Annotated in this window: 22 protein-coding genes, 2 tRNA genes and 1 pseudogene; 17 read left to right on the forward strand and 8 right to left on the reverse strand. The window is 69.8% G+C overall.

Annotation, left to right across the window (positions count from 1 at the left end; all coding sequences use genetic code 11):
* Nucleotides 1-30: 30 nt before the first annotated feature.
* Nucleotides 31-855 (forward strand): class I SAM-dependent methyltransferase, encoded by an 825-nt coding sequence (locus tag E1218_RS16610; protein WP_202866050.1) that lies wholly within the window; start codon nt 31-33, stop codon nt 853-855.
* Nucleotides 856-867: 12 nt separating this feature from the next.
* On the opposite strand, the gene E1218_RS16615 is transcribed toward E1218_RS16610, so the two are convergent.
* From E1218_RS16615 to E1218_RS16625, 3 genes are read right to left on the reverse strand one after another with little or no spacing between them, the layout of a single operon-like run.
* Entirely contained in the window at nt 868-1065 is a 198-nt protein-coding gene (locus E1218_RS16615) for a hypothetical protein (RefSeq protein WP_132321051.1), read from the reverse strand.
* A 9-nt stretch (nt 1066-1074) separates the two neighbouring features.
* A complete protein-coding gene (locus E1218_RS16620) occupies nt 1075-1926 on the reverse strand; it encodes a 3-methyladenine DNA glycosylase (RefSeq protein ID WP_132321053.1) in 852 nt (283 codons plus the stop codon).
* Nucleotides 1923-2411 carry a GNAT family N-acetyltransferase gene (locus tag E1218_RS16625; protein ID WP_132321055.1) on the reverse strand — a complete coding sequence of 163 codons (489 nt, stop codon included), beginning with the start codon at nt 2409-2411 and terminating at the stop codon, nt 1923-1925. The genes E1218_RS16620 and E1218_RS16625 overlap by 4 nt, the downstream gene beginning before the upstream one ends.
* A gap of 41 nt (nt 2412-2452) precedes the next feature.
* Here E1218_RS16625 and E1218_RS16630 point away from each other — a divergent pair, with 41 nt between their 5' ends.
* The 6 genes from E1218_RS16630 to E1218_RS16655 all read left to right on the forward strand — a co-directional run bounded on the left by E1218_RS16630 (nt 2453) and on the right by E1218_RS16655 (nt 6704).
* Nucleotides 2453-3241, forward strand: a complete 789-nt coding sequence (locus tag E1218_RS16630; protein WP_132321057.1) for a fumarylacetoacetate hydrolase family protein — start codon at nt 2453-2455, stop codon at nt 3239-3241.
* Entirely contained in the window at nt 3234-4760 is a 1527-nt protein-coding gene (gene gltX / locus E1218_RS16635; protein ID WP_132321059.1) for a glutamate--tRNA ligase, read from the forward strand. Before E1218_RS16630 ends, gltX begins: the two co-directional genes overlap by 8 nt.
* The gene (locus E1218_RS16640) at nt 4760-5668 is read left to right on the forward strand and encodes a CPBP family intramembrane glutamic endopeptidase (protein ID WP_132321061.1); all 909 of its coding nucleotides are present in this window, start codon (nt 4760-4762) and stop codon (nt 5666-5668) included. The genes gltX and E1218_RS16640 overlap by 1 nt, the downstream gene beginning before the upstream one ends.
* A gap of 118 nt (nt 5669-5786) precedes the next feature.
* A tRNA-Gln gene (locus E1218_RS16645) sits at nt 5787-5858 on the forward strand.
* A gap of 79 nt (nt 5859-5937) precedes the next feature.
* Nucleotides 5938-6013 (forward strand) — tRNA-Glu (locus E1218_RS16650).
* 103 nt (nt 6014-6116) lie between these two features.
* Nucleotides 6117-6704 (forward strand): 2'-5' RNA ligase family protein, encoded by a 588-nt coding sequence (locus E1218_RS16655; RefSeq protein ID WP_233712274.1) that lies wholly within the window; start codon nt 6117-6119, stop codon nt 6702-6704.
* On the opposite strand, the gene E1218_RS16660 is transcribed toward E1218_RS16655, so the two are convergent.
* A complete protein-coding gene (locus E1218_RS16660; protein WP_012922430.1) occupies nt 6696-7415 on the reverse strand; it encodes an IclR family transcriptional regulator in 720 nt (239 codons plus the stop codon). The two genes, E1218_RS16655 and E1218_RS16660, sit on opposite strands and share 9 nt — an antisense overlap.
* A gap of 141 nt (nt 7416-7556) precedes the next feature.
* Between E1218_RS16660 and leuC the strand changes: the two genes are divergently transcribed.
* The 5 genes from leuC (at nt 7557) to E1218_RS16685 (ending at nt 12026) form a co-directional block, all read left to right on the forward strand.
* Entirely contained in the window at nt 7557-8987 is a 1431-nt protein-coding gene (gene leuC, locus E1218_RS16665; protein ID WP_132321063.1) for a 3-isopropylmalate dehydratase large subunit, read from the forward strand.
* 14 nt (nt 8988-9001) lie between these two features.
* Complete coding sequence (leuD, locus tag E1218_RS16670; protein WP_132321065.1) at nt 9002-9601, forward strand: 3-isopropylmalate dehydratase small subunit; 600 nt, start codon at nt 9002-9004, stop codon at nt 9599-9601.
* A 258-nt stretch (nt 9602-9859) separates the two neighbouring features.
* Nucleotides 9860-11008 (forward strand): magnesium/cobalt transporter CorA, encoded by a 1149-nt coding sequence (gene corA, locus E1218_RS16675; protein WP_132321067.1) that lies wholly within the window; start codon nt 9860-9862, stop codon nt 11006-11008.
* Between the two features lie 60 nt (nt 11009-11068).
* Entirely contained in the window at nt 11069-11254 is a 186-nt protein-coding gene (locus E1218_RS16680; protein WP_132321069.1) for a hypothetical protein, read from the forward strand.
* A gap of 211 nt (nt 11255-11465) precedes the next feature.
* On the forward strand, nt 11466-12026 hold the full coding sequence (locus E1218_RS16685) for an HU family DNA-binding protein (protein WP_132321071.1): 561 nt from the start codon (nt 11466-11468) through the stop codon (nt 12024-12026).
* A 110-nt stretch (nt 12027-12136) separates the two neighbouring features.
* On the opposite strand, the gene E1218_RS16690 is transcribed toward E1218_RS16685, so the two are convergent.
* Together E1218_RS16690 and cofC are read right to left on the reverse strand one after the other, a co-directional pair.
* Nucleotides 12137-12343 (reverse strand): hypothetical protein, encoded by a 207-nt coding sequence (locus tag E1218_RS16690; RefSeq protein WP_132321073.1) that lies wholly within the window; start codon nt 12341-12343, stop codon nt 12137-12139.
* Between the two features lies 1 nt (nt 12344).
* Nucleotides 12345-13016, reverse strand: coding sequence for a 2-phospho-L-lactate guanylyltransferase (gene cofC, locus E1218_RS16695; RefSeq protein ID WP_132321075.1), 672 nt, complete (start codon nt 13014-13016; stop codon nt 12345-12347).
* Nucleotides 13017-13032: 16 nt separating this feature from the next.
* Here cofC and E1218_RS16700 point away from each other — a divergent pair, with 16 nt between their 5' ends.
* The 3 genes from E1218_RS16700 to E1218_RS16710 are packed head-to-tail and all read left to right on the forward strand — an operon-like array spanning nt 13033 to nt 15742.
* Nucleotides 13033-13836, forward strand: a complete 804-nt coding sequence (locus tag E1218_RS16700) for a lysophospholipid acyltransferase family protein (RefSeq protein WP_132321082.1) — start codon at nt 13033-13035, stop codon at nt 13834-13836.
* Nucleotides 13833-14837 carry an NAD(P)H-dependent glycerol-3-phosphate dehydrogenase gene (locus E1218_RS16705; protein ID WP_132321084.1) on the forward strand — a complete coding sequence of 335 codons (1005 nt, stop codon included), beginning with the start codon at nt 13833-13835 and terminating at the stop codon, nt 14835-14837. The genes E1218_RS16700 and E1218_RS16705 overlap by 4 nt, the downstream gene beginning before the upstream one ends.
* A complete protein-coding gene (locus tag E1218_RS16710; RefSeq protein ID WP_202866051.1) occupies nt 14834-15742 on the forward strand; it encodes an aminoglycoside phosphotransferase family protein in 909 nt (302 codons plus the stop codon). The genes E1218_RS16705 and E1218_RS16710 overlap by 4 nt, the downstream gene beginning before the upstream one ends.
* On the opposite strand, the gene E1218_RS16715 is transcribed toward E1218_RS16710, so the two are convergent.
* Complete coding sequence (locus E1218_RS16715) at nt 15718-16845, reverse strand: ROK family protein (protein ID WP_132321088.1); 1128 nt, start codon at nt 16843-16845, stop codon at nt 15718-15720. The genes E1218_RS16710 and E1218_RS16715 overlap by 25 nt on opposite strands.
* A 74-nt stretch (nt 16846-16919) precedes the next feature.
* Between E1218_RS16715 and E1218_RS16720 the strand changes: the two genes are divergently transcribed.
* Nucleotides 16920-18014, forward strand: coding sequence for a Gfo/Idh/MocA family protein (locus E1218_RS16720; protein ID WP_132321090.1), 1095 nt, complete (start codon nt 16920-16922; stop codon nt 18012-18014).
* Between the two features lie 19 nt (nt 18015-18033).
* Entirely contained in the window at nt 18034-19041 is a 1008-nt protein-coding gene (locus E1218_RS16725; protein ID WP_132321092.1) for a sugar phosphate isomerase/epimerase family protein, read from the forward strand.
* 3 nt (nt 19042-19044) lie between these two features.
* Here E1218_RS16725 and E1218_RS16730 read toward each other — a convergent pair.
* Nucleotides 19045-19299 (reverse strand): annotated as a pseudogene (locus tag E1218_RS16730) (hypothetical protein); the annotation flags it as partial.

Here is a 19299-nt window from a genome sequence, read left to right on the forward strand (position 1 = left end):
GTCGCTCTAGGTGGAGGGACTGAGGCGCCGGTGACGCTGGATGCGGAGACGCGGGAGATGGTGGCGGCGAACGAGGCCGACTGGGACGCGCGGGCGCCGTTGCACGCGGCGAGCGGGTTCTACAGTCAGCCGGCCGAATACTGGTTCGCCGACTACGAGTGGGAGGACCTCGGGCCGCTCGAGGGACGCGACGTACTGCATCTGCAGTGTCATCTCGGGACCGAGACGATCGCGTTCGCCCGGCGTGGAGCGCGGACGACGGGGCTGGACCTGTCCGCGCGGTCGCTCGACGAGGCTCGGCGAATCGCGGCGGATGCCGGGCTCGAGGTCGAGTACGTGCATGCCGACGTGTACGACGCGGCCGAGGCGTTGCCGGGGCGTCAGTTCGACGTGGTGTACACCGGCAAGGGAGCGCTCTGCTATCTGCCCGATCTGCGGCAGTGGGCCGGCGTCGTGCGCGATCTGCTCAAACCGGGCGGTGCGCTGTACATCGTCGAGTTCCACCCGCTGCTCAACGCACTGCGGCCGGTGTCGCTCCCCGGTGAGTCCGACGAGTTGACGATCCGCACCGACTACCTCGAGGGCCGCGGCCCGATCGTGCACGACTCGACCGTCACCTACACCGGCGACGAGGTGCCCGGACGCCAACGCAGCTACGAATGGCGACACGGTCTCGGCGAGTTGGTCACCACGCTCGCGGTCGCCGGCCTCTCCATCACCAGCCTGCGCGAATCGGAAGTCCTGCAGTGGCCGCGCTGGCCCTCGATGCAGCAGACTCCCGAAGGGTGGTGGCGACTGCCCGACGAGGCACCGCGCCTCCCGCTCCTGTTCGCCTTGAAGGCGACGGCTCGATGAACGCCTGCGCTGCTAGCGGCGTTGCTGCGGGCCGCGGATTGCGACGTACAGCAGTGAGACGCCGGCGGCGGCGATGATCGGGCCGACGATCGCCCAGAATCCGCTGCCGGTCATCGAACTGCCCTCGAGATAGCCGAGGCCCTGGAACGTGAAGATCGCCCCGGACACGGTGAGCAGTGCGCCGAGCGCGATCGCGACGATCTTCCCCATGCGCCGACCTTAGCCGAGCAGTTCGTCGCACAGGTCGACGAGCCGCAGCCGGAGTGGGCGCGCGCGTGCTGCGAAGGAGCGCTGGGCGGCGGCGTACTCGGCCTTTCCGGCCGGCGTCTCGATCGGCACCGGGGAGTAGCCGAGCGCGGCCAGGTCGTACGGCGAGGCACGCATGTCCAGCGTCCGGATGTCCCGGGCCAACTCGAAACAGTCCAGAACCAGCGCACTGGGCACGAACGGCATCAGCTTGGACGCCCACTTGTAGAGGTCCATGTTCGCGTGCAGACAGCCGCCCTGCTCCAGGGCCGGCTGCAGTTCGCGAGTCGGCTGCAGGACGTTGAGCCCCCGCGCCGGCGCGGTGAAGAACCGGAAGGCGTCGAAGTGCGAGCACGCGATCTTGTGCGACTCGACCACCGAATCGGTGCCCTCGGCACCTAGCCGCAGGGGCCACTTCTCATGCCGTACGTCGGACGTCCGGTAGACCATCGCCCATTCGTGCAGCCCGAAACACCCGAACTGGGGCTGCCGATCCGCGGTCGCGGCGAGCAGCAGGCGGATCCACGCGACGCTGTTCCGCCGGCGAGCGATTTCCTCCGGATCCAGCGCCGCCGCCCCGTCGCGATACGTGTAGCCCCGGCGTCCGTCATACTCGCCGGCATCGAGGAGCCGTACGCCGGGCCCGGGGTGCCAGACGCGGAGCTGGTTCGGCCGGGTCGGGTAGTAGGTGAAGAGGAAGTCCTCGACCGGATGCGCCTCGCGTCGCTTGCGGCGGTCCAGGTGATCGGCGACCAGAGCGTCGACGCGAACCCGATGGGCGTCGGCCAGCGGCGTCCATTCGGCAGGGCTCAGAGTGACAGTCACAGGTCCAGGGAGAAGGCGTAGAGGTCGACACCGGTGATCGGCGACCAGTCGCGGTCGGGAAGCCGGGCGAAACCGAGACGCTCGTAGATGCGGTGCGCGGTCTTCATGTACGTCGCGCTGCTCATCACGACCCGGCGCAGACCGAGCTCGCGGGACCGCTCGACACAGCGGACGGTCAGCGCCGTCCCGATCCCCAGCCCGCGTGCCCGCCCGGCCACCCCGAGCATCCGGAACTCGCCTTCGTCCTGGAGGCCGATCTCGCGGTAGACCGAGCCCGGCGGACAGAACGTCACCGTCCCGAGCAGCCCGTCACCGTCGACCGCGACCCACAGTTCCGCCTTGGCCGCCCGGTCCGCGGCCGCCCGCAGCGTCGACGCGTAGTCGCTGCCCTCGGGCAGGAACCCGTCGTGCGCGTACGCCTCGACGGTCAGCTCCCCGACAGCGTCGTACTCGCCGGCACCGGCCAGCCGGATCTCAGTCGTCACCGGATAACTGTCTCATCCGATCGCGACGGTAGGCTCGGGCCGTGCGTATCGCCAGATTCTCCGTGGACGACGAGCCTAGGTACGGCGTCGTCGAGACCGACGACCCCGAAGGGCTGGTCGGCACCGTCTCGGTGCTCGACTCCGACCCGCTCTACCGGGCGGCCCAGTTCACCGGCGAGAAGCTGCAACTGGCCGACGTCCGGCTGCTGGCGCCGGTGATCCCGCGCAGCAAGGTGGTCTGTGTCGGCCGTAACTACGCCGCGCACGCCGAGGAGCTGGGCAACGAGGTCCCGGCGGAGCCGATGATCTTCCTGAAGCCGAACACCTCGGTGATCGGCCCGCGCGACGGCATCGTCTACCCCGAGCAGACCAACAACCTGCACTTCGAGGGCGAGCTGGCCATCGTCATCGGCCGGATCTGCCGCGACCTGCCCAAGGAACGGGTCAACGAGGTCATCTTCGGCTACACGGTGGCCAACGACGTGACCGCGCGCGACCTGCAGAAGACCGACGGGCAGTGGGCCCGGGCCAAGGGGTACGACACGTTCTGCCCGCTCGGCCCGTGGATCAGCACCGAGCTCGACGTGTCCGACCTGCGGGTCACCACCGAGCTGAACGGCGAGCCGAAGCAGGACGGCCGGACCTCGCAGTTCATCTTCGGCATCCCGGAGGTGCTGGCCTACATCACCTCCTTCACCACGCTGCTGCCCGGCGACGTGGTGCTCACCGGCACCCCCGCGGGTGTCGGCCCGATGCTGCCCGGCGACGAGGTCTCGGTCAGCATCGAAGGAATCGGAACTCTGACGAACAAGGTGATCGTGCGTGACTGACCGGCCCGACGACGACGTTCTCGGCGACCTCGAACCCACTCAGGTACGACTGCGCTTCGCGCCGTCCCCCACCGGTCTGCTGACCGTCGGCAACATCCGGACGGCCTTGTTCGCCTGGGCCTTCGCGCGCCACTACGGTGGCAAGCTGGTGCTCCGCATCGAGGACACCGACGCGGCCCGCAACACTCCGGAAGCACTGCAGTACACGCTGGACTCGCTGCGCTGGCTCGGCCTTGACTGGGACGAGGGCCCTGAGGTGGGCGGGGACTACGGGCCGTACCTGCAGTCGGAGCGGATGGACATCTACGCCGACGTCGTCGCGAAACTGCTCAGCGCGGGCCGGGCGTACCACTGCTACTGCTCGCAGGAGGAGCTCGACCAGCGTCGTGAGGCCGCGCGCACCGCTGGCCAGCACAGCGGGTACGACGGCCATTGCCGCAACCTCACCGAGGAGCAGGTCACGGCGTACGTCGAGGAGGGCCGCCGGCCCGTGGTCCGGCTGCGGATGCCGGACCGCCCGATCGTGTTCGAGGACCTGGTTCGCGGCGAGATCACCTTCCTGCCCGAGAACCTGGGCGACTACGTCCTGGTGCGCGCCAACGGGCACCCGCTGTACCCGCTGGTGAACCCGGTCGACGACGCGCTGATGGAGATCACCCACGTGCTCCGCGGCGAGGACCTGCTCCCGTCGACGCCCCGGCAGATCGCGCTCTACGAAGCGCTCGCCGAGATCGGCGTCGGCGGCGGGCGGACGCCGCGGTTCGGGCACCTGCCGTTCGTGATGGGCGAGGGCAACAAGAAGCTGTCCAAGCGCGACCCGGGCTCCGGCCTCGGCGAGTACATGGAGCGCGGCTTCCTCCCCGAAGGCCTGCTGAACTACCTGGCCCTGCTCGGCTGGTCGATCGCCGAGGACCGCGACGTCTTCACGATGGCGGAGATGGTCGAGGCGTTCGACATCCGCAAGGTGAACGCGAACGCGGCCCGGTTCGACCCGAAGAAGTGCGAGGCGATCAACGCGGCGCACATGCGGCTGCTCGACCCGGAGGAGTTCGGCCGGCGGATGATCCCGTTCCTGGCCAAGGACGGCATGCTGCCGGCCGAGCCGTCGGACGATCAGCTCGCGGTACTGCGGGCCGCCGTACCGCTGGTGCAGGAGCGGATGAACACGCTGTCGGAGTCGGTCGACATGCTCGGCTTCCTGTTCGTCGACGAGACCGCGTTCACGCTCGACCCGGATGCCGCCGGCAAGGTGCTGACCGGTGACGCCGGTGCAGTCCTGGAGGCGTCGGTGAAAGCGCTCGGCGACGTCGAGTGGACCACCGAGGCGATCGAGGCGGCCCTGCGGACGTCGCTCGTCGACGGCCTCGGCCTGAAGCCGAAGAACGCGTTCGGCCCGGTCCGGGTGGCGATCTCCGGCCGCCGGGTCTCGCCGCCGCTGTTCGAGTCGCTGGAGCTGCTGGGCCGGGAGAAGTCGCTGCACCGGCTCGAGCAGGCCCGGTCGTCACTGCCGGCCGAGTGATGCCCGAAGAGCTCCCGCCGCGCTACCACCGGCTGCTGCGTAACGAGGTGACCCCGAGCGGGTACGTGATCCTCGGCGCGTTCACGATCTTCGCCGGATGGATCTTCACCAGCCTGGTGATCCTGTCCGTCCAGCAGGCGATCCGGAAGGACCCCGAGGGCACCGTCTCCTGGTTCGGGCTGCTGGCGACGAACCTGTCGCTGATCGTGCTGATCCCGCTGAGCATGCTGGTCGCGCAGAAGCTCAACCGGCAGGCGCCGGGGCTGTTGTCGTCGGTGACCGCCCGGTTGCGGTGGTGGTGGCTGGGCTGGTTCGCGCTGGCCGCCGTACTGCTCGAGCTGCTGATGCTCGGGGTCGTCAAGGCCGGCGGCGTCGAGCTGCTCGGCGACGGCACCGGCGGCATCGCGCCGGACGCGGCCGCGGTGATCGCGGTCACCCTGCTCACGTCGACGTTCCAGGCCGCGGGGGAGGAGTACTTCTTCCGCGGGTATCTGCTGCAGGCGGTCGGTGCGCTGGTGCGGAGCTCGGTCGTGGCGGTGCTCGTGACCACCGTCCTGTTCACGATGGCGCATGGGATCTGGCCGTGGGAGAGCCCGGCGCTGTTCCTCGACCGGTTCGCGTTCGGGCTGGTCGCCGGGTTCCTCGTCGTGCGCACCGGTGGGCTGGAGGCGGCGATCGCGGTGCATGCGGCGAACAACGTGGTGACGTTCGTGTACGCCGCGCTGACGGACTCCGTGGGCGCCAGTCTCGGCGCGGACGACGCGCCCTGGTCGCTGGTGGCAGTCGACGTGGCCAAGTTCGCGGCGTTCGGCCTGGTGGCGTTGTGGCTGGCGCGGCGGGCGAAGCTGACGGCCGTCTGTGACCTGCCGCTGACGGCCGCTCCGCTGCCCGGCAGGAAACTGGTGTGACGGGAGTGACAACCCGCCCCGGAGGACCCCGTTTTGGAATCCTGGCCCTTGCTCGGGTAGGCTCAGCGGGCCAGGTTGTGAGGGCGGAGACAAACTCACAACTGCAGTGAAATGCCTTTGGGGTATGGGGTAATTGGCAGCCCGACTGATTCTGGTTCAGTTAGTCTAGGTTCGAGTCCTAGTACCCCAGCGGATTGGACCGCGCCGATGGAAATCGGTAGAGTTCAACCTCGTTGCCCGGCCCGCAGGGGACTGGTCGACAAACCTCTGGCCCCGTTGTGTAGCGGCCTAGCACGCCGCCCTCTCAAGGCGGTAGCGCGGGTTCGAATCCCGTCGGGGCTACCAGAGAACAGCGCCTCTCATCCTCACGGGTGGGGGGCGCTTCTGGTGTCGATGGTTGTGAGCTCGCGCGCGAGCCCGCCGGACGACCAGCATCTTCTGCCCGGCCGTGAACCATTCCTTCCGCACCGTCCTGGTCGGCCCGTCCCGCTGCCCGCACATCAGCCAGTCCTACCGTGGTCGTATGGCGCTCGCGGTCTGCCTGCTGTTCGACCGACGCTCCGACCGGCTGCTGCGGCAACTGTGGGACCGGCTGGAGGTCCTCGGCGTACCGACGCTGAGGTCGCACACGCACGGGCGGCACGTGCCGCATCTGTCGCTGGCTGTGCTGCGCGAGTGGGACCACGAGAAGGTGACGAAGGCCGTGCAGCCCTTGCTGGGCGGCGGCGCTGTCGGGCTGTACTTCGATGCGCTCGGGAGCTTTCGCCGCGGGCGGGCCTGGCTGGTGCCGGCGGTCGGCGTAGAGGTACGGCAACTGCAGCAGCGCGTGGTCTCGGCAGTCACCGAGACAGGAGCTGAACTACATAGGCACTACGAGCCTGGGCGGTGGGTACCTCATTGCACCTTGGCACCTCGGGTCCCGCTGGCGGCGTTACCAGTCCTTGCGGCCGCTGTGTACGACGTGCTGCCGCTGGAGGTCACCGCAGACCATGCCGCGCTGATCGACAGCGGCACTGGTCAGGTCTGGCTACTCTGACGCGCGCCGCAGGGCCTCCGAGAGGCGTTCGGCGGCGGCCATGACGGCTGGAGCGTGCATGCGGCCGGGCTGGCGTGACAGGCGTTCGATCGGCCCGGACACGGAGACGGCGGCGATCACCTTGCCGCTGGGGGAGCGGACCGGGGCCGACACGGAGGCGACGCCCTGCTCGCGTTCGCCGACCGAGTGCGCCCAGCCACGACGCCGTACGCCGGCGAGCGCCGCGGCGTTGAAAGTCGCGTTGTGCAGGCCGCGGTGCATCCGCTCGGGGTCCTCCCAGGCAAGCAGTATCTGGGCAGCCGAGCCGGCCGCCATGGTCAGCTGGCTGCCGACCGGGACCGTGTCCCGCAGACCGGACGGGCGCTCGGCGGCCGCCACACAGACCCGGTACTCACCCTGCCGGCGGAACAACTGCGCTGACTCACCCGTGATGTCGCGCAGCCGCGCCAGCACCGGGCCGGCGGTCGCCAGCAGCCGGTCCTCACCGGCGGCGGAGGCCAATTCGCTGAGTCGCGGCCCGAGCACGAACCGCCCCTGCATGTCGCGTCCGACCAGCCGGTGGTGCTCCAGTGCCACCGCGAGCCGGTGCGCGGTCGGCCGGGCCAGACCCGTGGCCGCCACCAGTCCGGCCAGGGTCGCCGGCCCGGACTCGAGCGCGGACAGAACCAGGGCTGCTTTGTCGAGAACGCCGACTCCGCTAGAGTTGTCCATGAGACGATATTGCCGTCTCGAATCGTGGAACGCAAGTCGCTTCTGGTGCCTGATCGAGAGCACTGTGAGCGAAAGACCCCGTCCAGTGAGCCCACGACCGGGCCGGTGGGGTGGGAAAAGTATCCGAGGAGGAGAAGTCTGATGGGTAGGACGCTGTCGGAAAAGGTCTGGGATGCGCACGTCGTGCGCCATGCCGACGGAGAGCCCGACCTCCTCTACATCGACCTCCACCTGGTGCACGAGGTGACCAGTCCGCAGGCTTTCGACGGCCTCCGGCTGGCCGGCCGCCCGGTCCGGCGCCCGGACCTGACCATCGCCACCGAGGACCACAACGTCCCGACGCTCGACGTGGACAAGCCGATCGCCGACCCGGTGTCGCGGACCCAGGTGGACACCCTGCGGAAGAACGCCGAGGAGTTCGGCATCCGGATCCACACCCTCGGCGACCCGGACCAGGGCGTCGTGCACGTAATCGGCCCGCAGCTCGGCCTGACCCAGCCGGGAATGACCGTGGTCTGCGGTGACAGCCACACCTCCACCCACGGCGCGTTCGGCGCGATCGCCTTCGGCATCGGCACCAGCGAGGTCGAGCACGTGCTGGCCACCCAGACCCTGATGCAGGCCCGGCCGAAGACGATGGCCGTCACCGTCGACGGCGTACTGCCCGACGGTGTCTCGGCCAAGGACCTGGTGCTGGCGCTGATCGCGAAGGTCGGCACCGGCGGCGGCCAGGGCTACATCGTCGAGTACCGCGGCGACGCGATCCGGGCGCTGAGCATGGAAGCCCGGATGACGATCTGCAACATGTCGATCGAGTGGGGCGCCAAGGCCGGCATGATCGCACCGGACGAGACCACTTTCGCCTACCTGCGGGACAAGCCGCACGCGCCCCAGGGCGTCGACTGGGAGGCCGCGGTCGAGTACTGGAAGAGCCTGGCGACCGACGAGGACGCCACCTTCGACCGCGAGGTCGTGCTGCGCGCCGAGGACATCGCCCCGTTCGTCACCTGGGGCACGAACCCCGGCCAGGGCGTCCCGCTGTCGGAGAAGGTCCCGTCGCCGGACGACTTCGACAACGACAACGACAAGCGCGCGGCCGAGCGGGCGCTGGAGTACATGGGCCTGACCGCCGGTACGCCGATGCGCGAGATCCACGTGGACACGGTCTTCCTCGGCTCCTGCACCAACGGCCGGATCGAGGACCTGCGGGCCGCGGCCGGCGTGCTGGCCGGCCGGAAGGTTGCCGAGGGCACCCGGATGCTCGTGGTCCCCGGCTCGGGCCGGGTCCGGCTGCAGGCCGAGGCCGAGGGCCTGGACCGGATCTTCACCGACGCCGGTGCCGAGTGGCGCGGCGCGGGCTGCTCGATGTGCCTGGGCATGAACCCGGACCAGCTCGCCCCGGGCGAGCGCAGCGCCTCCACCTCGAACCGGAACTTCGAGGGCCGTCAGGGCAAGGGCGGCCGGACCCACCTGGTCTCGCCGCTGGTCGCCGCCGCGACCGCCGTCACCGGAACGCTCGCGGCCCCGGCGGACCTGCCGCCGGTGGACGTCGCCGTACCCGAGAACGTCTGAGGAGCAGCAGAGACATGGAAGCCTTCACCCAGCACATCGGTACGGCGGCCCCGCTGCGCCGCAGCAACGTCGACACCGACCAGATCATCCCGGCCGTCTACCTGAAGCGGGTCACCCGGACCGGTTTCGAGGACGGGCTGTTCGCGGCCTGGCGCAACGATCCCGAGTTCGTCCTGAACCAGCCGGAGTACGGCGGTGTCTCGGTGCTCGTGGCCGGGCCCGAGTTCGGCACCGGATCGTCGCGGGAGCACGCGGTCTGGGCACTGCTCGACTACGGGTTCCGGGTGGTGGTGTCGTCCCGGTTCGGCGACATCTTCCGCGGCAACTCGGGCAAGGCCGGCCTGCTCGCGGCCCTGGTGACGCAGGACGTCGTCGAGCGGCTCTGGACCACGATCGAGGCCGACCCGGGCACCAAGGTCACGGTCGACCTGGAGCACAAGACGATCTCGGCCGGTGACGTGTCCGCGCCGTTCGAGATCGACGACTACACCCGCTACCGCCTGCTGAACGGTCTCGACGACGTCGGCATCACCCTGTCGCACGAGGCGGACATCGCCGCCTACGAGGCGACCCGGCCGAGCTTCAAGCCGGCCACCCTTCCCGCGAAGGCCTGAACGGCCGCGGAGTTGTCGCCGCCGTAACGCGCAGGACATCGGCGGCGGCAACTTCGGTGTTACCCTTGCGGGGTTGTCAGTACAAGGCCTGCGAGATCCGGGAGGTGAGGCGCTCATGAACAGCGATCCCTCCAGACATACCAATCTCGCTCGACCTTCGAGAGGCTGACCTTCTTCTTCTCTTGATGCGGCCTGGGTGCCGTGGGGGTCGGGCAGACGTGTGCCCAAAACACCCGCACCACCGCATCCGGAGGACTCATGTCCGACCTGCGTACGCGCACGCTCCGTGCGTTCAGCCGTACCCCGATCCGTGCCGCCGCCCGCCGTACCGTGGCCGAGCCGGCCGAGCAGCCGATCCGGGACACCACCACCCCGAAGCCCAACGGGCACAGCGTGGTCGACAGCGCGATCTACTGCGACGGCCGCCGGGTCGCGTCGCCGGAGTCGCTGGCGGAGACGTACCGCGTCCTGCACGACGCGCCGCGGAGCCTGGCCTGGATCGGCCTGTACCGGCCGGACCGGCGCGAGCTCGCCTCGCTGGCGCAGGAGTTCGACCTGCACGAACTGGCCGTCGAGGACGCCATCCAGGCCCATCAGCGGCCGAAGCTCGAGCGCTACGGCGACACGTTGTTCGTGGTCCTGAAGGCCGCCCGCTACCGGGACGCGACCGAGCAGGTCGAGTTCGGCGAGGTGCACGTGTTCGTCGGCCCGGACTTCGTGGTGACGGTCCGGCATGCCGAGGCACCCAACCTGGCGGCGGTACGGCGCCGGGTCGAACGCGACCCCGAGTTGCTCGGACGCGGCACCGAGGCGGTGCTCTACGCGATCATGGACAAGGTCGTCGACGGGTACGCGCCGGTGGTCGCCGGGCTGGAGAACGACATCGACGAGATCGAGACCGAGGTGTTCCGTGGCGACCCGAAGGTGTCGCGGCGGATTTACGAACTGTCCCGTGAGGTGATCGAGTTCCAGCGCGCGACCCGGCCGCTGGTCGGCATGCTCGAGGCACTGCGCGGCGGTTTCGAGAAGTACGGCGTCGACGAGGAACTGCAGCGGTCCCTGCGGGACGTGGCCGACCACGTCACCGAGGTGGTGGAGAAGGTCGACGGGTTCCGTGAACTGCTGCGCGACATATTGACCGTGAACGCGACCCTGGTGGCCCAGCAGCAGAACGAGGAGATGAAGAGCCTCGCGATCGCCAGCAGCGAGCAGAACGAGGAGGTGAAGCGGATCTCCGCGTGGGCGGCGATCCTGTTCGCCCCGACGCTGATCGGCACCGTCTACGGGATGAACTTCGACCACATGCCCGAACTGCACTGGCAGTACGGCTACCCGTTCGCGATCGGCCTGATGGCGTTGGTGTGTGGAGGTCTGCACCAGATCTTCAAGCGGCGCGGCTGGCTCTGAATGTTCGCGGCCTCGGCGGGGCACTAGTCTGCAGACACCTGTAGACCTTGGAGGCGGACCATGTGGTTGTTCCTGCGCCGGCGCTTGATCATGTGGGCGGTGCTGGCGATCGCCGTCCCGTTGCTGGACTGGCTGCTCGGGAAGGTGGCGACGGAGTTGCGTGCCAGGAAGGGCGAGTCGGCGGTCACCCGCGGGCTCGACACCGCGCGGTCGGGCCTGCGAACGCTGAGCGGCAAGCGCCGGTAGCCGGTCACGGATGCGGACCGGATCGTTGCTCTGAAGGGATTTCGGGGACCCCGGAAGTACTCCGAACGGCCGAATCGGGCGAATTGTGGCCCGGATCGCCCAAAACAAGGCCGAATTGCCGCGTTGGTGTTTGTGAACGGCCTGTTGAGTCCATAACGTTCACGTGAGATCGAGCGCTGTGCTCGACGCCTAGTGTTCACGGAGGGAAGCAGTGAACAAGAGCCAGTTGGTCGAAGCGCTCGCAGTGCACTTCGACGGAAACCGCCGCCAGGCCCAGCATGCGTTGGAGTCGGTGATCGACACCGTCCAGCGTGAGCTGACCAAGAAGGGCGGCAAGGTCGCCATCACCGGTTTCGGTGCCTTCGAGGCCATCGAGCGTGGCGCGCGCATCGTGCGCAACCCGCGGACCGGTGAGACCAAGCGTGCCAAGAAGACCACGGTGCCGAAGTTTCGCGCGGGTGCGGAGCTGAAGGCCGTCGTCTCCGGTGCGAAGAAGCTGCCGAAGCTGGTCGTGCCGAAGCCGGCCGCGAGCGCCACCAAGGCGGCCGCCCCGGCGAAGAAGGCTGCCCCGGCCAAGGCCGCGGCGACCAAGACCGCCGCCAAGAAGGCGCCGGCCAAGAAGACGGTCGCGAAGAAGGCCCCGGCCAAGAAGGCCCCGGCCAAGACCGTCGCCAAGAAGGCTCCGGCCAAGAAGACGACCGTTGCCAAGAAGGCTCCGGCCAAGAAGGCCCCAGCCAAGAAGGCCACCGCGAAGCGCGCTTCTTCTCGCTGACCTTCACGCACTGCAGCACCGCAACACCAGCGAAGGCCGGTCACCCCACTCCAGGGGCGACCGGCCTTCGCCGTGCCGGCACGATCCGGTCACGGTGCCCTGAGCAACTGTCAGAGCTCGGTGATGAAGTCCACCTTGGTGATGCTCAGCCCCTCGCCCGATCCAGTGGTTTCCAGCCGGACCCGCTGGCCGACCCGCAGATGCCGGACCGGGGTGTCGGCGACGGCGTGCACGGTGAAGTGCAGCTCGACGCCGCGGTCGGTCAGCACCGCGCCGGAGAAGGTCTCGCTGTCGTAGCGGCTCACGGTTCCTTGCATGTCAGCAGGCTAGACCCTCGGTCCCGGTGGCGGCACCGAGCACGAGGGACATCATGTCGGCGGTCGCCGGACCTACACCGAGTTGTACGGCGTGCGCCAGATCGGCCGCGGTGTCGACGTCGCGCCGTACCGAGTCGATCCCGGTCAGCTCGACCGCAACGGCGCCCGATGCCTGGTGGGCCAGCGCGGAACCCACGCCGAACCGGGGATCCAGCGCGGTCCCGGGGGCTGCCGCGAGCAACGTCGTACCGGTGCCGGGGAGGTCGATCACGAACGACCGCGGTGCCGAACACGCGGCCAGAACGGCGGTCAGCTCGCCCGGCCGGAGCGCGGGCAGGTCTGCGGAGAGCGCGACGACGCCGTCGTCCGGGAACTCCGCTGCGGCGACCTCGGCACCGTGCAGCAAGGCTTCGTTGAGGCCCGCGGACGGCAGGTCGGGAACGACTCGCGCACCGACCGCCGTGACGTCCGCGGCCACGACCGGGTCGTCGGTGACGACCAGGACGGCGCGGACCAGGGGAGAGGCGAGGGCGGCCGCAGTAGTGTCGACAGCGAAGGCACGGGCGAGCTCCGGCCGGTGCTGGGGGTAGGCCGCAGCGAGCCGGCTCTTCGCGATCGCCGTACGCTTCACCGGGATCGCCAGGGTCCAGGAAGCGACCTGTAGGTCTGCCATCAGGCAGGATTCTCCCATGACGGGCGGCAGTGACGAGCACCAGGAGGCAGCAGTGGACGGCCAGGCCAGTCAGACGCCGGACCCCCGGCCGCGCCGGGGATTCTGGTTCGGTCTCGTGGTCGCGATCGTCAAGCCGTTCATGCTGGTGTTCACCAAGCCGGAGTTCACCGGCCGGGAGAACATGCCGCGGTCCGGCGGCGTGGTGTTCGCGCCGAACCACATCTCGCACTTCGACCCGCTGGTGCTCGGGTTCTACATCTGGGAGTGCCGGCGGATCCCGCGGTTCCTGGGCAAGGCCTCGGTCTTCAAGATCCCGGTGGTCGGCCGGATCATCTCCAGCGCCGGCCAGATCCCGGTGTACCGGGAGTCGGCCCAGGCCGCCGACGCCTTCCGGGACGCGGTCGCCGCGGTCGAGCGGGGCGAGTGCGTCGGCGTCTACCCGGAGGGCACGATCACCCGGGACCCGGAACTGTGGCCGATGACCGGCAAGACCGGCGCCGCCCGGATCGCGCTGATGACCGGCTGCCCGGTGATCCCGCTCGCCAACTGGGGTGCGCAGGAAATCTTCGCGTCGTACAGCGGCAAGCTGCGGATCCGGCTGCTGCCCCGCAAGCGGATCCAGGTGCGGGCGGGGAAGCCGGTCGACCTGAGCGCGTTCCGGGGCCGGCCGATCACCAACCAGCTGTTGCACGAGGCAACCGAGGTGATCATGCACGCGGTCGCCGCGACCCTCGGCGAGCTCCGCGGCGAGACCCCGCCCAAGGAACTCTACGACCTGCGCAAGGCCCGGGCAGCGGACGACGGTGAGGAGAAGGCATGACAAAGGTGGCAGTCTTCGGGGCTGGATCCTGGGGTACGGCGTTCGCCACGGTGCTGGCGAACGCGGGGAACCAGGTGTCCGTCTGGGGCCGGCGGGAATCGCTGTGCGAGGCGATCAACACCACGCACGAGAACCCCGACTACCTGCCCGGGCTGCGCCTGCCGGACGCGATCACCGCGACCCACGACCCCGCCGCGGCCGCAGCCGGTGCGGAAGCCGTCGTCCTGGCCGTGCCGAGTCAGTCGTTGCGCGACAACCTGAAGGACTGGGCCGGCGTGCTGCCGAACGCCGTACCGCTGGTGAGTCTGATGAAGGGCGTGGAGGTCGGTACGACGAAGCGGATGAGCGAGGTGATCGCCGAGCTCACCGGCGCCGGTCCGGAGCGGATCGCCGTCGTCTCGGGGCCGAACCTGGCGCGTGAGATCGCCGAGGGACAGCCGGCCGCGTCGGTCGTCGCGTGTGCCGACGAAGGAACGGCGACCCGGCTGCAGAAACTGTGCCACTCGCAGACGTTCCGCCCGTACACGAACAACGACGTGATCGGCTGTGAGCTGGGCGGCGCGACCAAGAACGTGATCGCGCTCGCGGTCGGGATGGCGATCGGCCTCGGCTTCGGCGACAACGCCCGGGCGTCCGTGATCACCCGCGGCCTGGTGGAAACCGCACGCCTGGGTACGGCGCTCGGCGCGCGGGAGCATACGTTCTCCGGCCTGGCCGGGCTGGGTGACCTGGTCGCGACCTGCTCGTCGCCGCTGTCGCGTAACCGCACGTTCGGCGAGAAGCTCGGTCAAGGCATGACGGTCGCCGAGATCGCGGGCGCGACCCGGCAGGTCGCCGAGGGCGTCAAGTCCTGCTCGTCGATCACCGACCTCGCCCACCACCACGACGTCGAGATGCCCATCGCCGAACACGTCACCAAGGTCGTCGCGGGCGAGATGACGCCGAAGGACATGCTCTTCAGCCTGGTGTCGAGGTCGGCCAAGTCGGAACGCTGGGGATGATCCCGGACACGTTCGTTCAGGGCACCCTCGCCCGCGAAGGGGAATCGGCGCGACTTTGGCTCACCGGCCTGCCCACGCTGGTCGAGGAGCTGATGTCGCGGTGGGAGTGCACGCCCGACGGCGACGTGACGCACGGCCGGGTGGGCCTGATCGTTCCGGTCCAGCACGCGCGTGGTGCCGCGGTGATCAAGGTGTCGTTCCCGCATCCGGGCAACGTGCACGAGCCGGACGCGCTCGTCGCCTGGGACGGGCGTGGGGCGGTGCGGTTGTACGAGCGGGCCGACGCACAGTTCGCCATGCTGCTGGAGCGAGCGCATCCGACGACCCTTGCCGAAGAATCGGACGCGATCCCCTCTGACGCCGGCCGGCTCTGCCGACGCCTGGCGGTGCCCGCGTCTCCCGGTCTGCCGCGGCTGCGGGATCGTGCCGGCGAATGGGCTGCCGAACTCCGCAAGGACGCCCGCGAACTGGCGCATCCACTGCCCGATCCGGTGGTGGACGCCGCGGTGGCGGTCATCGGCGAGCTCGGCCGAGATCAACCGGACGTGCTGGTCCACGGGGACTTCCATCCCAGCAACATCCTGCGGAGCGAGCGGGAACCATGGCTGGCGGTCGATCCCAAGGGCCTCGTCGGCGATCCGGCGTACGACGCCGCGACCTTCCTCAAGCCCCGCGCGTTGGCACTGATGAAGTCCGGCGACCTGGTGAAGGCTCTGCAGCGTGAACTGGAGGTGTTCGCGGATTCCGCGGAGCTCGACCCCGAGCGGGTGCGGCTGTGGGCGAGGCTTCAGTTGGTGCAGGCGGCGTTCCACGGCCGCCGGCACGGTTTCGGCCGCGCGCGAAGTGGCCCCGCGCTGGACCGGCTGATCACCTTCGTGGATCAGTTGCCCGTGAGTTGGTGCTGAAGGACCAAGGTCGCCGCACCGCGAAGGGCGGCGTCCTGCCCGGACCTGCTGGTGACGACGCGCAGGTCGGTGGTGGCTAGGGGCAACGATCTGGCATAGATCGCTTCGCGGATGCCGGCCAGCAGGCTGTCGCCGGCCTGGGAGAGGGAGCCGCCGACGACGATGACGGAGGGGTTCAGCAGACTCACGCAGGCGGCCAGCACGGTGCCGATCTCGCGGCCCGCCTGGCGGACGGCCGCGGTCGCGGCGGTGTCGCCGGAGCGGACGAGGTCGACGATGTCCACGCTGCCCCGGACGCCGAGTCGGCCGGCGATCGCCGCGGCCGACGCGATGGCCTCCAAGCAGCCGCGGTTCCCGCACCGGCAGTGTTCGGTGTGACCGGCGGCCTGGATGTGGCCGATGTCGCCGGCCGCGCCCTGGGTGCCGCGATGCAGCCGGCCGCCGCTGATCACGCCGGCGCCGATGCCGGTCGCGACCTTCACGAACAGCAGGTGCTCGACGTCGGCGTACTCGGTCGCGTGTTCGCCGAGCGCCATGATGTTCACGTCGTTGTCGACCAGCACCGGCCCGGCAAGCTCGCGGCTCAGCCGGCCGACGACGTCGTACGAGTCCCAGCCCGGCATGATCGGCGGGTGGTTCGGCCGCCCGGTGCTGTGCTCGACCGGGCCCGGCAGCCCGACCCCGGTGCCCGCGAGGTCGGTCACCGACCGGCGGGCCTTCCTCAGCAGCGCCCGCCCGGTCCGCACCACCGCGCTCAGCACCGCCTCGGGACCTTCCGCGATGTTCAGCGCCGTCGCGGACCGATCGAGGATCGAGCCGGTCAGGTCGGTGAGGGCGACGGAGAGATGGGTCGCGCCGACGTCCGCGGCCAGGATGAGCCGTGCGCTCGGGTTGAACCGGAACCGCGCCGGTGGCCGCCCGCCGGTCGACGCCGCCTCACCGGACGGTACGACGAGGCCGGCCGCGACCAGCTCCTCGATCCGGCCGGTCACCGTCGACCGGGCCAGCCCGCTGAGGTCGATGAGCTCGGCCCGGGTCCGCGGCTGCCCGTCGAGGAGCAGCCGCAGCACCGCGCCGCTTCCCGCCGTACCCAGATCACTCATGCGCAGACTTCCGTCGGAGGGCCGCTGGACTTTTGCTTGACAGGGTTCAAAAGTGTCACATAGCGTCCTTCAGCGTGTCCACCAGTGCGCGCAGGCTCCGGGTCGGAATCGTCGGCGGCGGATTCATGGGCCGCGTCCACGGCAGGTCCGCGCTGGTCGCGGGTGCCCAGGTGGTCGGCGCGATCGGCTCCTCGCCCGAGCGGGCCGGTGCGGCGGCGGACGCGACCGGAGCCGAGCGCGGCTTCGCGGACCTCGACGAACTGCTTGCCGCCGACATCGACGTGGTGCACGTCTGCACGCCGAACGACACCCACCTCCCGGTGACCCTGGCGGCGCTCGAGGCGGGCAAGCACGTCGTCTGCGAGAAGCCGCTGGCGACCTCGGTCCAGGACGCGGCCGGACTCCATGCGGCCGCGCTCGAGGCCGAGCGCGTCGGCGTCGTTCCGTTCGTCTACCGGTACCACCCGATGGTCCGGGAGTTGCGCACCCGGATCGCCGAGGGCGAAGCCGGGGTGATCACCAGCCTGCACGGGTCGTACCTGCAGGACTGGCTGGCCGGCGAGGACGACCAGAACTGGCGCGTCGACGACGAGGCCGGCGGTCCGTCGCGGACGTTCGCCGACATCGGGTCGCACTGGTGCGACCTCACCGAGTTCGTCACCGGCGACCGGATCGCGGCGATCAGCGCCCAACTGCGGACCGTTCGCGCCCGGCGCGGCGGCGCCGAGGTCAGGACCGAGGACCTGGCGACCGCGCAGTTCCGGACCGAGGCAGGCGTCGTCGGCACGATCGTGGTCAGCCAGGTCGCGGCCGGCCGGAAGAACCGCCTGTACCTCGAGGTCTCCGGGACCGAGTCGAGCTTCGGCTTCGACCAGGAGGACCCGGACCGGTTGTGGGTCGGCCGCCGGGCCGCGTCGCAACTACTGACCCGGGACCCGGCGACGCTCAGTCCGCCCGCGGCCAGGGTGAACCGGCTGCCGGCCGGGCACGCGCAGGGGTACCAGGACGCGTTCGACAGCTTCGTCGCCGACAGCTATGCCGCCGTTCGGGGTGACCGCCCGGACGGTCTGCCCGATTTCGCCGCCGGGGCCCGGTCCGCCCGGCTGATCGACGCGGTCCTGCGGTCGGCGGCCGCGGACAGCGCCTGGATCACCGTCGAGAACTCTTAACCGCTGAGGAGCCAGCCAGATGCCACGTCCGATCACGTTGTTCACGGGTCAGTGGGCCGATCTTCCGTTCGAGGAGGTCTGCCAGTTCGCGTCCGAGTCGGGGTACGACGGGGTCGAGATCGCGTGCTCGGGTGACCACTTCGACGTCCAGCAGGCGGTCGAGGACGACGCCTACGTCCAGGGCCGGCACGACATCCTGGCGAAGTACAACCTGAAGGTCTACGCGATCTCGAACCACCTGGTCGGCCAGGCGGTCTGCGACGACCCGATCGACTTCCGCCACCAGGCGATCGTGCCGTCGCGGGTGTGGGGCGACGGTGATCCCGAGGGCGTCCGGCAGCGCGCGGCCGAGGATTTGAAGAACACCGCGCGGGCGGCCGCCAAGCTCGGCGTGAACACGGTCATCGGATTCACCGGCTCGTCGATCTGGCAGTACGTCGCCATGTTCCCGCCGGTGCCCGCCGAGCGGATCGCGGCCGGCTACCAGGACTTCGCCGACCGGTGGAACCCGATCCTGGACGTGTTCGACGAGGTCGGCGTCCGGTTCGCGCACGAGGTGCACCCGTCGGAGATCGCCTACGACTACTGGACTACGACGCTCACGCTGGAGGCGATCGGCCACCGGGAGGCGTTCGGGCTGAACTGGGACCCGAGCCACATGGTCTGGCAGGACATCGACCCGGTCGCGTTCCTGTGGGACTTCAAGGACCGGATCTACCACGTCGACTGCAAGGACACCCGGATGCGCGTCGGCGGCGGCCGCAACGGCCGGCTGGGCTCGCACCTGCCCTGGGGTGACCCGCGGCGCGGCTGGGACTTCTACTCGACCGGCCACGGCGACGTCCAGTGGGAGGACTGCTTCCGCGTGCTGAACGCGATCGGCTACGACGGCCCGATCTCGGTCGAGTGGGAGGACGCCGGAATGGAGCGCAAGGTCGGCGCCGCGGAGGCGGTCAACGTGATCCGCGCCCTGGCCTTCGACAAGCCTGAGGCAGCCTTCGACGCCGCGTTCGCCACGGACAAGTAGCGCTCAGATCATTTCCACCCGCTGACGGTCGATGACCGGCTGCGGCCGGCATCCGTCGATCTTTGTGGTGCGCGGCCGCAGCCCCAGCCAGACGAGGACCACGCTGACGAGCGTCAATGCCACGTCGAACGAGAGCGCGAGGTGGAATCCGGTCAGCTGGACCGCCTGGGTCGCGGCGATCGCGGCCAGGACCGGCGTACCGACGACGCCTCCGACCTCCTGCGTCATCGACGTCAGTCCGGCCGCCAGGCCCTGGTC

The sequence above is a fragment of the Kribbella turkmenica genome, assembly GCF_004348725.1.
GTDB lineage: Bacteria > Actinomycetota > Actinomycetes > Propionibacteriales > Kribbellaceae > Kribbella > Kribbella turkmenica.